The organism is Rhizobium mongolense subsp. loessense, assembly GCF_900099775.1.
Lineage (GTDB): Bacteria > Pseudomonadota > Alphaproteobacteria > Rhizobiales > Rhizobiaceae > Rhizobium > Rhizobium loessense.
The window spans coordinates 1,420,583-1,433,047 of the sequence record NZ_FMTM01000001.1; the positions used below are offsets into that span (position 1 = coordinate 1,420,583).

The following is a 12,465-nucleotide window of genomic DNA, read 5'->3' on the forward strand; positions in this document are numbered from 1 at the left end:
CGCGATGACATCAAAGAAAAAACCGAAGGTCTACATCACCCGGAAACTGCCGGATGCGGTGGAAACCCGCATGCGGGAACTTTTCGACGCCGAGCTCAATATCGATGATTCGCCACGCTCTGCCTCTGAACTCATCGAGGCCGTAAAGACAGCCGACGTCCTGGTGCCGACGGTGACGGACCGCATCGATGCCGCTCTTATCGAGCAGTCCGGGCCGCAAATGAAGCTGATCGCGAGCTTTTCGAACGGCACCGACCACATCGACGTCGAGGCGGCAGCGCGCAGGGGCATTACCGTCACCAACACGCCGAATGTTCTGACCGAGGACACGGCCGACATGACCATGGCGCTGATCCTCGCCGTGCCCCGGCGTCTCGGCGAAGGTGCACGGGTGCTTACCGACAAACCCGGCGAATGGGCCGGATGGTCGCCCACCTGGATGCTTGGCCGGCGCATTCACGGCAAGCGCATCGGCATCGTCGGCATGGGCCGGATAGGCACGGCCGTTGCGCGCCGCGCCAAGGCATTCGGCCTGTCGATCCATTATCACAACCGCAAGCGGGTGAGCCCGGCGACCGAGGACGAACTTGAGGCGACTTATTGGGAAAGCCTCGACCAGATGCTGGCACGGGTCGACATCGTTTCCATCAATTGCCCTTCGACGCCCGCAACCTTTCACCTGATTTCCGCTCGCCGCCTCGCGCTGTTGCAGCCAACAGCCTATATCGTCAACACGGCGCGCGGTGACGTCGTGGATGAGAGCGCCTTGATCAAGTGCCTGAGGGAGGGAAAGATCGCCGGCGCCGGCCTCGACGTTTTCGAAAACGAACCTGCCGTCAACCCGAAGCTCGTCAAACTTGCGAACGAGGGCAAGGTGGTGCTGCTGCCCCACATGAGTTCGGCAACGATCGAAGGCCGCATCGATATGGGCGACAAGGTGATTATCAACATCCGCGCCTTCATCGACGGCCACCGGCCGCCGAATCGCGTATTGCCCGGCCGCTAAAGGGCGAGAGCCTTGCGCATTTCGATATAGGTGACCCGATCGAAACCCGGATGAGATTTTTCGGCCGTCTTCGCAAAGCCCCAGGCGGCAAAGACTGAATGATTGCCGATCAATTCGATGCGCGTATCGAGTCGCAGCGCAGATAGCATGCGCTCTCTCGCAGCCGCCTCGGCGACCTGCATCAACAGCCTGCCGATACCCCTGCCCTGCGCCTCCGGCGCGACTGCGAGTTTGCCGAGATAAAGACATCCAAGCTCGGGCCTCAAGAACATGCAGCCAAGCAAATCCTCGTCTTCAAGCACGACATAACCGATCTCGTTTAGATTTTTCTCGGCAAGCGATTGCGGTGTCAGGCTTAAGGCCGAAGACGGCGGATTGATGCGGCCATTCATATAGGCGAAGGACGAGAGGATGAGTTGCAGCAACTCGTTCCAGCGGTGAAAATTCGCATCGATCCGGACGATCTTCATGGAACGCTCGGCCCTTGCGCCCGGCGGCGCTTGTAACGGACGCTGTCGAAACGGGCAGTAAGCGCATCGTAGAGCAGCAACCGGCCGATAAGCGGTTCGCCGGCGCCGGTAATGAGCTTGATCGCCTCCATCGCCATCAGCGTGCCGATGACACCGGTCAATGCTCCGATGATGCCGGTTTCGGCGCAGGCGGGAATGAGGCCCTCGGGCGGGATTTCCGGAAAGAGATCGCGATAGGCGGGGTTGAGCGCGCCGTCTTCGGCCCGTTCGTAAGGTTTCAACACGGTCAAAGAACCGTCGAAACGGCCGACAGCGCCGCTCACGAGCGGAATTTCCGCTTTCTCAGCGGCATCGGCAGCGGCGTAACGCGTCTCGAAATTGTCCGACGCATCGATCAGCAAATCGAAGCCAGAAAGATGGCGGCGGGCGGATTCCGACGAAAAGCGCTCTTCGAAGCGGATGATGTTCACATGCGGATTCAGCCGGGCGATCGCAAGGGCGGCGCTTTCCGTCTTCAGTTCGCCAATTGTGCCGGAGTCATGGATGACCTGCCGCTGCAGATTGGAGAGCGAAACGCGATCGTCATCGGCAATGCCGAGTGTGCCGATCCCGGCAGCTGCCAGATACTGCAGAACAGGTGCGCCAAGCCCGCCCGCGCCGATTACCAGCACACGCGCGGCCTTCAGCCTTTGCTGACCCGCCCCGCCGATCTCAGGCAGCAGAATGTGACGCTGATATCTTGCGATTTCTTCCGAGCTCAAAGGTTCCATGGACGCAATGCTATCATGGCCTGAAGGCGCGGGGAAAGCGGCATCCTTCATTCGAAGACGCGGCCCTCGGCAACAGTGAAGAATTGAGCGCGGTCGCCGAGGAGAGAAAACATCGAGCGATCTGTGCCGGTCATGAAGGCCTGGCCGCCAAGCGCATCGATGAGATCGAAGAGCGCGCCGCGGCGGGCCTCGTCGAGATGGGCGGCGATTTCGTCGAGAAGCAGAACCGGCGCATGGCCGGTGAGATTGGCGACGAGCTTGGCATGGGCGAGGATGAGGCCGACAAGCAGCGCCTTCTGTTCGCCCGTCGAGCAACGCTCCGCCTCCATCTGCTTTTCGCGGTGCCGGACCAGCAGATCGGCTCGGTGCGGGCCGTCAAGCGTGCGCCCGGCGCCGGCGTCGCGATAGCGATTTTGAGCGAGCATCGCGGCATATTCATCTTCCAGGTCTACGGAAGGACGCGCGAACTGGCCATCCATGAAGCCGGAAAGTTCGAGTGTAGCGGAGGGGAAAGGCGAGGTTTCGCGCGTTTCCTCTATCAGGCGGGTAAGCAGGCCGAGCATTTCCTCGCGTGCAAGCGCCATGGCGATGCCGAGGCTTGCCATCTGCTCTTCGATGCCCGAGAGCCAGGAGGGATCGAAACGGCCGTCGTCCAGGAGTTTATTGCGGCTGCGCATGGCGCGCTCGAAATCGGTGGCGCGGCGGCCGTGTGCGGGATCGAGCGACAGCACGAGCCGGTCGAGAAAGCGGCGCCGGTCTGAAGATCCGCCGGTAAAAAGGCCATCCATGGCAGGCGTCAGCCAGAGCACGCGTAGATGATCGGTCAACTCGTCGGCCGTCTTTGCGGGCGTGCCGTTGATGCGCAGCTTGCGGCCGGCATTTTCATCGCTAGTATCGATGCCAGTCCCGATTTCGACCTCACCTTCCATGCCGTCAAGTTCGGCAAAGATCGAAAACCCCGCGGAGGCCCCGACCCGCGTGACATCAGCATAGGTGGCGCGGCGAAGACCGCGACCAGGCGAGAGGAAGGAAACCGCCTCCATCAGATTGGTCTTGCCGGCACCGTTATCCCCAGTCAGCACGACATGCCGCCCGTCGAGCACGAGCGAAGCCGCCGCGTAGTTGCGGAAGTCGGTCAGCTTCAGACGCGAAAGGGAAACCTTGTGGGGCATCGAATATCCGGATTCGGGGTATTGGGGCAGAGCTATGCCGAACGGTAGTTCATGGCAAGGGGTCGGATATGAGACAAGCCGCTTGATAACTGCGGGGCGGCTGCAATCAGCAGACGGTAGAGCTTGCCGCCGACATCCTCGGCTCCGGCAAGTCTCCGCTTGCTTGTCTGCTGGAGGTCATGATGAATGAGGATGCTGAGCAGATGCGCCGGGACTGGGCCGCAGAAAAGGCGGCAACCCTTCATCCGCGGCCCGCTCCGATCCCTCGGTGCATTTCATTTGCTCTGCCGAAGATCGAGGGCGCGGATGACATGCCGGCGGCCATCGCAGCGATACTGCAGGCTGTCACCAACAGTGAGATTGTCCCATCCGAAGCGCAAAGCGTCGTCGCCATCATCGAGGCGCATAGGAAAGCTCTAGAGACGGAAGAACTGCTGAAACGATGGATCTGGAAACCTTCGATAGGGATGGACTGCTTTGTGGTCGGTTACCCACTTGGGCTAACCGGCCGGGTGGCAACTCCGATCTGGAAGAAGGCGTCGATAGCACTGAACCTGAACTGGATCATGACAAGCTTCCGCTGCTGCTCGTAGACACCGCAACTCGCCAAGGAATGTCGGGTTCCCCTGGGGTCTTGCGACATAGCGGTGTGCACATGCCAAGCGGCGAATTCACCGACGACACCGTGTTCGGCACGGTGGAAAACCTTCTCGGCATATATTCAGGGAGGATAGGCGACGATGAGCTCCATCGTTGAGTTCGATAGGAAGCCTGCCTTCAAGCTGTGTTCGCATCCGGGCGAGGAACGGTTTTCGGTTACCCCCGCCGGCGTCGCGTACGATTGGGTGCGACGAGGCAAGGGCACGAAACAGGGCTTTTCATTGACAGTCGCCAGGTTCGGTATGCGACGAAATGCTAATACGCACTAGATAGCAAAGAGATATTCCCTCAGCTCGGCGACAGTTTTAGGAAGGCCTTGCCTTTCCAGCGTTTCCAAATATTCCGCTGCAGACTTTGGTGGATTTTTTAGCCGGGCTCGACAACGTTGTGCAGCGATTATTACGCCCGCGTTGTTGAGGCCAAATTGGTGGAAAATAAAATCATCGGGGTGCAAAACCTCGATATCGTATTGAGAAACAGCCTTCTTAGGAAATCGACGAGATTGAACGTAACGATAGCGTCACTCGACGAGACTATTGCCGCCGCAAGGACATGTCGGTCGTCCGCGTCTGGAAGCGAAAGAGCCGGAACAAGGTTCTGATAGCCTTCTACTGTGCTATCTGGCACGGCGGCGTTCATGAGGTCTTTAATGCGACCGAGTTGCTCTGCCGTCAGATCCTCTCGGTTCTTCAGGACATTGCGGATCCATTCATCGTGAATTTGCTCTGACCACTTGGCACGATAAAGCCGTGCCGCCGCGAGTTCCATAAGGAAATCTCGCAGCGGTGCGGGGTACAGGACGCAGGCGTCCAGGACGACTGTGTAGCTAGACTTCTTAATAGCCCATCCCCAGATCCTGGGCTTGGCTGGCCAGTTCGTCCATGAGCCGCTTTCTTTCGTCCTCCACCTTTCTGCGGAATCCGTCGAGGTCGCTGAATTTGATGCGGCGATGGCTGCCGACCATATGGAAGGGAATCTTCCCCTCTTCCAACAACTTGATCAAGTAAGGCCGCGACACATTGAGATGATCTGCCGCCTCCTGAGTTGTCAGTTCGGCATGGACGGGGATCAAAGTTACAGCATTACCCTGAGCCATTTCGGTCAGGAGATGATACAGCAGTTCACTGACAGCCTTCGGAAGCTTTAGAAGCTCCCCGCCATCCACTTGAACTCGAAGTTCTGCACCCTCGTGCTTCGCACGGGATATGTAGCGACTGGCCTCGGCGGCCAATTCAGTATCGTCCGCCGATGGCAGGATTGGGCGTTCGAGCAGTTGCGACATTGGTGACATCCTTCTTTATAATTTTTAGTGCGAATCACTATCCGCAATATCCGCAACAAGTGCAATATCCGCAATATGTAAACTTTTCATGAGACCTTAGGTTCCGGCGTACGAACCACACGGCGTTCAGCGAGCATTGAATTTCTTGGAGATCTTGGTGGAGCTAAGCGGGATCGAACCGCTGACCTCTTGCATGCCATGCAAGCGCTCTCCCAGCTGAGCTATAGCCCCATCAGGGTGGTCCGGTATTTTGCCGGTCCTGGGATACTCCGCGGCATATGCCTAGCGGAGTGGCGGCTTCTTACTTGCGGTTTTCGCAGATGGCAAGCCAAAAAAACCGGCCCGGAGACTTTTTATCGTCCGGGCCGCGCTTCACGATCAGACTTCGTCTTCGTCGCCGGTGACGCCGATGATGTCGCTCATGTCGTCATCTTCATCGTCTTCGTCGGCTTCGAGGAAGGTATCGTCGTCATCGCCTTCGATTTCGACGTCGTCATCGCCGATATCCGGGATATCATCGCCGGATGCGCCTTCATCAGCGTCTTCCAGTGATACCAGTTCGACTTCGGTGTTTTCGGTATCGACTTCCTGAACCTCGTCTTCTTCGGCGATCTCGGCTGCTGCGGCCGAGGTTTCCTGGAAGAAGGACAATGGGTAGGACTTTCCGGTATAAGGTGAAACGATCGGATCCCGGTTCAGATCGTAGAATTTCTTGCCGGTTTCCGGATCGGTACGCTTGGTTCCAAGTTCCGCTTTCGCCACTATAAGCCTCGTGAGAATGGCCGAATGCTAAATTCGGCAATGCCGTTCAAACCGGCGTTTCATCGGAATTTATAAGCCGGTCCCCATAATCGTTGCGGCCAACGATGTCAAAGCTAAACTTCGCGCTGCAATCAGTATCGTGAAATGATCGTCAGATGACCGGCAAATAACATTGTGTTAGGTAGCGCCGGAAACGATAAACCAGCGAGAAACAGATGTATCAACCGCTCCATTTCAGGGAAGATGATCTGGCGACCCAGCACCAACTGATCCGCACCCATCCATGGGCCGTCCGTGACGCACCTGAGGATTTCATCCGCGCGCGGCTGAAAGGCATCCTAGGCGTCGAAATAGATCACGGCGATCGAAAGCAACTGGGAAGGTCAGCCAAAACCGGCCGGTCGCACATCGCGAAGGTGTGGCGAAAGGCCTCGGCAAGACCGCTGGTGAAACCGAGATGCTGGATCTTGTGAAGCGCTACGGCAGGCTGGAAGGAAACCATTGAGCAAGACATTTACAATCGCCATCGACGGGCCCGCAGCCGCGGGCAAGGGCACCCTTTCGCGGCAGATCGCCGATGCGTACGGCTTTCATCATCTCGATAGTGGTCTGACCTATCGAGCGGCTGCCAAGGCGTTGCTCGATGCCGGCCTGCCGCTCGATAACGAGCAGGTCGCCGAAAAGATGGCCCGCGAGGTTGAACTGGGCGACCTCGAACGCGATATACTTTCAAAGCATGAGATCGGCGAAGCCGCCTCAAAGATTGCCGTCATGCCGGCCGTGCGCCGGGCGCTGGTGGAAGCGCAGCGGCGGTTTTCAGAGAAGGCTCCAGGAACAGTGATCGACGGACGTGATATCGGCACCGTCGTGTGCCCGGATGCGCCGGTGAAGCTTTATGTGACGGCTTCCCCGGAGGTGCGCGCCAAGCGCCGCTACGAGGAAATCATCGGCAAGGGAGGAACGGCGGATTTCGATGCGATCTTCGAGGACGTGAAGCGGCGCGACGAACGCGATATGGGACGGGCCGACAGCCCCTTGAAACCAGCGGAGGAAGCACACTTGCTTGATACGTCGGAAATGAGTATAGAGGCCGCGTTTCAAGCTGCGAAATCGATCATCGACGCGGCATTGAGCCGAAATAACTGAATTCGAGCGATCGTTCCGTGCTTTTGCGGGGAAGCTCTTTATTAGAAGCCTGAAATTCCGTCCAAGCGCCGGATTGCTTCCTTGCAAGGGAGGCGGACTGGGTTCAGGCCCGTTTAACACGAACCAACCGGCGCATACGTGGGCCTTGTCAGTATCAAAGGTCACGCAGGAGATTTTATGTCAGTAGCTACTCCCTCTCGCGAGGATTTCGCGGCCCTTCTCGAAGAGTCCTTTGCCAAGAACGATCTGGCTGAAGGCTATGTCACCAAGGGCATCGTCACCGGCATCGAAAAGGATGTCGCCGTTGTCGACGTCGGCCTGAAGGTCGAAGGCCGCATCGCGCTCAAGGAATTCGGCGCGAAAGCCAAGGATGGTTCGCTGAAGGTCGGCGACGAAGTTGAGGTGTATGTCGAGCGTATCGAAAACGCGCTTGGCGAAGCGGTTCTGTCGCGCGAGAAGGCTCGCCGCGAAGAAAGCTGGATCAAGCTTGAAGCAAAGTTCGAAGCCGGCGAGCGCGTCGAAGGCGTAATCTTCAACCAGGTCAAGGGCGGCTTCACGGTCGACCTCGACGGTGCGATCGCCTTCCTGCCGCGTTCTCAGGTCGATATCCGTCCGATCCGCGACGTTTCCCCGCTGATGCACAACCCGCAGCCCTTCGAAATCCTCAAGATGGACAAGCGCCGCGGCAACATCGTGGTTTCCCGCCGAACGGTTCTGGAAGAGTCCCGTGCCGAGCAGCGTTCTGAAATCGTTCAGAACCTCGAAGAAGGCCAGGTTGTTGACGGCGTCGTCAAGAACATCACCGATTACGGTGCGTTCGTTGACCTCGGCGGCATCGACGGCCTGCTGCACGTCACCGACATGGCATGGCGCCGTGTGAACCATCCGTCGGAAATCCTGAACATCGGCCAGCAGGTCAAGGTTCAGATCATCCGCATCAACCAGGAAACCCACCGCATCTCGCTTGGCATGAAGCAGCTCGAGAGCGATCCGTGGGATGGCATCCAGGCCAAGTATCCGGAAGGCAAGAAGATTTCCGGTACTGTCACGAACATCACCGACTACGGTGCGTTCGTCGAGCTGGAGCCGGGCATCGAAGGCCTGATCCACATCTCGGAAATGTCCTGGACCAAGAAGAACGTACACCCCGGCAAGATCCTGTCCACGAGCCAGGAAGTCGAAGTCGTCGTCCTCGAAGTCGATCCGTCCAAGCGCCGTATTTCGCTCGGCCTCAAGCAGACGCTGGAAAATCCGTGGGCAGCATTCGCCCGCAATCATCCGGCCGGCACTGAAGTCGAAGGCGAAGTCAAGAACAAGACCGAATTCGGCCTGTTCATCGGTCTCGACGGCGACGTTGACGGCATGGTGCATCTCTCCGACCTCGACTGGAACCGTCCGGGCGAGCAGGTCATCGAAGAGTTCAACAAGGGTGACGTCGTCAAGGCAGTCGTTCTCGACGTCGACGTCGAGAAGGAACGCATCTCGCTCGGCATCAAGCAGCTCGGCAAGGATGCGGTTGGCGAAGCAGCTGCTTCCGGCGACCTGCGCAAGAATGCAGTCGTTTCCTGCGAAGTCATCGCAGTCAACGACGGCGGCATCGAAGTGAAGCTCGTCGACCACGAAGACATCACTTCGTTCATCCGCCGCGCAGACCTCTCGCGCGACCGCGACGAGCAGCGTCCGGAACGTTTCTCGGTTGGCCAGGTTGTTGATGCCCGCGTCACCAACTTCTCCAAGAAGGACCGCAAGATCATGCTGTCCATCAAGGCGCTGGAAATCGCTGAAGAGAAGGAAGCTGTCGCTCAGTTCGGTTCATCCGATAGCGGCGCCTCGCTCGGCGACATCCTTGGCGCGGCTCTGAAGAACCGCGGCGAGTAATCGTTAAGCCTTTGAAAATCAAGAACCCGCTGGAGCGATCCGGCGGGTTTTTTGTTTGCTTGGATGCCTATTCCCAGCCGGCCATGCGCTGATAGAGTGCGTAAACCGGATCGGCGACGCTATTGCCGGATGCTCTAGCGTCAACCTCGGGCAGATCCTGCGGCGCGACGCCTTCCGCTCGTTGCTCGCCTTCAGGCTCTGCGTCCTGATGCTCGCTGCCCCTGTTGGCCTGCTGCTCGCCCTCGGAGCCACTGCCTTCGTAGTCGCGACGATGCATTTCGCCGTCGCGACGTTGGGCACCGTCCTTGGCGAACTGGTAAGGATGCTGGGCATATGGCATCCCATCAATTGGCTTCAGCAAACCTGACTTCTGCACGGCCTCTGCAATATCGGCAGGAAGAACCTGCGGCTGCGCCACGATGTCTTTCTGCTGGTGGATAATCTGTGTGGAATCAGCGACCGGTAACTGCGCAGTCACCACTGTCGGCTGCAGCTTCGCAGAGACCGCAAATTTGGAAATGTCTGCCGCCGCCGGCTCTGCCTCGGCTACCACGTCTCCGGCTGTCGGCTCGGTTGATCCCGGCACCGCTGCCAAATCGTCCAGGAGTGTTGCCGTTTCCTGCTCGCCGATGATTGCAACGATAAGCTCCGAAGCTTCTTCGGTCATCGAGGCAAGAACACCGGTCCAAACTTTCGGAATAACCGGCTCCGAATGATCGGAGCGCACTTCCGGGATCTGAGCTTCAACGTCCATTGGCTCGTCGATCAACTTCGGCGTATCCGCCGAAGCCGGATCCTCGGCGTGCACGTCAACCGCATCACGGAATTCGAGAGGGTTGTCCTCCGCGCGCGCAGGCTTTTCAAATGCTGCCTCGACGATTTTGACCGGTTGCTCCGCCAATTCGGCAATGAGAACAGCTGGCGCAAGCGGCAACGCTCTCTTTGTTGGCAGGGAGGCCTGAGCTTCCCGTACGGGCGATTGCTGCGCCTTTGCAATTGGCGGCAATTTCTCTTCCTGGATTGCTATGTTTGGTCGTGCTTCCGTGCGCAGAGGCGAAGCATCGTTCTGACGATAGGAGCGAACGACGGCGCGGGCCGCCAGATCACGATCCTTATAACGGATCGTTTCCAGATAGGCGATCACACGGGCTGCCTCCGGACCGGCCGGATTCTTCAGTGCCTCAGCAATCAACCGCAGCGGCAGAGTATGACCGGCGCCCGCGAGCTGGGTCTCGATCTCGTTGATCCGGGCGGCCGGAAGCTTCTGGATGGCTTCTGCGAGACGCGATGCGAAAGCGAGGTTGCTTTCCAATTCCCGGCGCGGCAGCGGCAGCGCGCGGGAGGCGGCATTGATGGCATCGAGCAGCGCGTCGAACATGCGCTCGCGAGCGGCTGCGAGAAGGATATTGAGCTTGCCGGCAATCGCTGAATTGAGGTCTGCGGCTTCGACCGCCTGGACAGGCGTCGGCGCAACGACTGAACGACCGAGCCCGTTGGCAACGATCACCGCAGTTTGGCCGTGGGAGGAAAGGCTTGCATTTGACGCTGCACGAACCGGAGTCAACATGGCATGCTCCTTTTGTCGCAAAGTGACGATCAAAGCAGATCACAAGAGGACCGCGCTCATCCGGTCCCTCGCATTCTCCCGCAGATCCTCCTGTCCGCATGGCGCGTCATCGCACCGTCGAATGCATAAAAATTAACGATAATGTTACCGAAATTTCGTTAATGAAACGCTAACGGCCGCCGCAGCCGTGTTATTGGCCTTGAAGACTTCAGCTATGGGCGAAGATATCCGCTTCTTCCCAGCCGAGCAGATCGAGTTTGGCGCGGGTCGGCAGGAATTCGAAGCAGGCGGTTGCGTGGTCGATGCGGCCGTCGCGGATCAGCCGCTCGGTCAGCTTGTCGCGCAACGCATGCAGATAGAGCACATCGGAGGCGGCATATTCGAGCTGCGCCGGCGACAGGGTTGCCGCTGCCCAATCCGACGACTGCTGCACCTTGGAGATGTCGACGTCGAGCATTTCCTTAAGATTGTCCTTCAGGCCGTGACGATCCGTATAGGTGCGGCATAGGCGCGATGCGATCTTGGTGCAGAACACCGGCGCCGTGGTGACGCCGAAGGTGTGGAACAGCACAGCGATATCGAAGCGTCCATAATGGAAGATCTTCTGGCGAGCCGGATCGGCGAACATGGCGACGAGGTTGGGCGCTTCCTTCTGTCCGGCGGCAATGCGGACGATATCGGCGGTGCCGTCGCCCGGCGAAAGCTGCACGACGCAGAGCCGGTCGCGGCGCGGCACGAGGCCGAGCGTTTCCGTATCGATCGCGATCGCGCCTTTATAACGGGCGGCGTCCGGCTCTGAAATATCGCCTTCGTGGTAACGGATGGTGGCGGCCATGGTTGTCTCTTATCGTTTCAATGTCTCACGTCGCGCTATAGCGCAAAGGCAGCCGTAGCGATACCGCTTAACGCTCTTTGTGAGTTAGAATGTCGGTGGCGTATTGATCCACAGGAGCACGGTCTCGCCATCGTGACGATTGCGCCAGGAATGATAGCGGCGGCTTTCGAAGTAGAGCGAGTCACCAGGCCCGAGATCGAAGAACTGGTCGGAATCGAGAACGAGTTCGAGGCGACCCGAAAGCACATGCATGAACTCCTCGCCTTCATGCCGGTAGGCGCCTTCGCTGGCAGCCCCCGGTGCCAGCACGAAACGATGGCAATCCATCATCCGTCGCCCTTCGGCCAGCAGTTGCACCGTGACGCCGGGCGTCGTCTGCGGCCAGGTGCGCCATTCGCCGGAACGAATGATTGCGGTAACGTCTTCGCTCTCCTCGCCGGAAAGGCGCGAGACTGTGGTGCCGTAATATTCCGCGAGATCGTGCAGCGTCTTGAAGCTGACACCCTGCGACGTGCGCTCCAGTGTCGACAGGGTCGAAGAGGTGATGCCCATATCGCTCGCCACCTGCTCCAGCGTCTTGCCCGCCGCATGGCGAAGACTGCGGAGCCTGCGGCCGATGTCAGAAGTGCTGCTGCTCTCGGCGTTTTCGGCCGACGGCTCCTCGATTTCCAGTGCCTCGCGGATCGCCGCCGGATTGAGGCCGCGCTCGACGCGATACCACGAGATCCGCTTCAGGCGGGCGACATCCTCGGCGCTGTATTGCCGATGCCCTGTTTCCGAGCGGCCGGGAACGAGCAGGCCCTGGCTTTCCCAGAGGCGCGCCGTGGAGGCGGAAATGCCTGCCAGCCTTGCCGCTTCGGCCACCTTGTAGCGTACCGGACCGTTGTTGTTCATCAAGCAATAAATCCCTGATTCCG

Annotated in this window: 13 protein-coding genes and 1 tRNA gene; 4 read left to right on the forward strand and 10 right to left on the reverse strand. The window is 58.9% G+C overall.

Features of this window, described 5'->3' with window-relative positions; genetic code table 11:
- Positions 1 to 4: 4 nt before the first annotated feature.
- Entirely contained in the window at positions 5 to 1,006 is a 1,002-nt protein-coding gene (locus tag BLP23_RS07215) for a 2-hydroxyacid dehydrogenase (protein WP_022713210.1), read from the forward strand.
- Here BLP23_RS07215 and BLP23_RS07220 read toward each other — a convergent pair.
- Genes BLP23_RS07220 through recF form a run of 3 tightly spaced genes read right to left on the reverse strand, consistent with a single transcriptional unit; the run spans position 1,003 to position 3,418 of the window.
- Entirely contained in the window at positions 1,003 to 1,476 is a 474-nt protein-coding gene (locus BLP23_RS07220; protein WP_092584116.1) for a GNAT family N-acetyltransferase, read from the reverse strand. The genes BLP23_RS07215 and BLP23_RS07220 overlap by 4 nt on opposite strands.
- Positions 1,473 to 2,297, reverse strand: coding sequence for a molybdopterin-synthase adenylyltransferase MoeB (locus BLP23_RS07225; protein ID WP_092584117.1), 825 nt, complete (start codon positions 2,295 to 2,297; stop codon positions 1,473 to 1,475). Before BLP23_RS07225 ends, BLP23_RS07220 begins: the two co-directional genes overlap by 4 nt.
- Positions 2,294 to 3,418 (reverse strand): DNA replication/repair protein RecF, encoded by a 1,125-nt coding sequence (gene recF / locus BLP23_RS07230; protein ID WP_092584118.1) that lies wholly within the window; start codon positions 3,416 to 3,418, stop codon positions 2,294 to 2,296. Before recF ends, BLP23_RS07225 begins: the two co-directional genes overlap by 4 nt.
- A gap of 179 nt (positions 3,419 to 3,597) precedes the next feature.
- Between recF and BLP23_RS07235 the strand changes: the two genes are divergently transcribed.
- Positions 3,598 to 4,011: a hypothetical protein gene (locus BLP23_RS07235; RefSeq protein WP_208603124.1), complete on the forward strand. Its 414-nt coding sequence runs from the start codon at positions 3,598 to 3,600 to the stop codon at positions 4,009 to 4,011.
- Between the two features lie 466 nt (positions 4,012 to 4,477).
- Here the strand turns inward: BLP23_RS07235 and BLP23_RS34350 are convergent, their stop codons facing one another.
- The 4 genes from BLP23_RS34350 to BLP23_RS07260 form a co-directional block, all read right to left on the reverse strand.
- Entirely contained in the window at positions 4,478 to 4,846 is a 369-nt protein-coding gene (locus BLP23_RS34350; RefSeq protein ID WP_233426642.1) for a PIN domain-containing protein, read from the reverse strand.
- Between the two features lie 67 nt (positions 4,847 to 4,913).
- Complete coding sequence (locus BLP23_RS07250; protein ID WP_092584121.1) at positions 4,914 to 5,360, reverse strand: helix-turn-helix domain-containing protein; 447 nt, start codon at positions 5,358 to 5,360, stop codon at positions 4,914 to 4,916.
- 155 nt (positions 5,361 to 5,515) lie between these two features.
- Positions 5,516 to 5,591 (reverse strand) — tRNA-Ala (locus tag BLP23_RS07255).
- Positions 5,592 to 5,738: 147 nt separating this feature from the next.
- Positions 5,739 to 6,122 (reverse strand): TIGR02300 family protein, encoded by a 384-nt coding sequence (locus BLP23_RS07260; protein WP_022713204.1) that lies wholly within the window; start codon positions 6,120 to 6,122, stop codon positions 5,739 to 5,741.
- A 501-nt stretch (positions 6,123 to 6,623) separates the two neighbouring features.
- Between BLP23_RS07260 and cmk the strand changes: the two genes are divergently transcribed.
- Both cmk and rpsA read left to right on the forward strand, forming a co-directional pair.
- Positions 6,624 to 7,268, forward strand: a complete 645-nt coding sequence (gene cmk, locus BLP23_RS07270) for a (d)CMP kinase (RefSeq protein WP_092584122.1) — start codon at positions 6,624 to 6,626, stop codon at positions 7,266 to 7,268.
- Between the two features lie 177 nt (positions 7,269 to 7,445).
- Positions 7,446 to 9,146, forward strand: coding sequence for a 30S ribosomal protein S1 (gene rpsA / locus BLP23_RS07275; RefSeq protein WP_022713201.1), 1,701 nt, complete (start codon positions 7,446 to 7,448; stop codon positions 9,144 to 9,146).
- Between the two features lie 67 nt (positions 9,147 to 9,213).
- Here rpsA and BLP23_RS07280 read toward each other — a convergent pair whose 3' ends face one another.
- The 3 genes from BLP23_RS07280 to BLP23_RS07290 form a co-directional block, all read right to left on the reverse strand.
- Positions 9,214 to 10,713, reverse strand: a complete 1,500-nt coding sequence (locus BLP23_RS07280; RefSeq protein WP_092584123.1) for a hypothetical protein — start codon at positions 10,711 to 10,713, stop codon at positions 9,214 to 9,216.
- Positions 10,714 to 10,921: 208 nt separating this feature from the next.
- Positions 10,922 to 11,548 (reverse strand): ribonuclease D, encoded by a 627-nt coding sequence (locus BLP23_RS07285; protein ID WP_092584124.1) that lies wholly within the window; start codon positions 11,546 to 11,548, stop codon positions 10,922 to 10,924.
- An 84-nt stretch (positions 11,549 to 11,632) separates the two neighbouring features.
- The gene (locus BLP23_RS07290) at positions 11,633 to 12,442 is read right to left on the reverse strand and encodes a MerR family transcriptional regulator (protein WP_028739365.1); all 810 of its coding nucleotides are present in this window, start codon (positions 12,440 to 12,442) and stop codon (positions 11,633 to 11,635) included.
- Positions 12,443 to 12,465 lie beyond the last annotated feature (23 nt).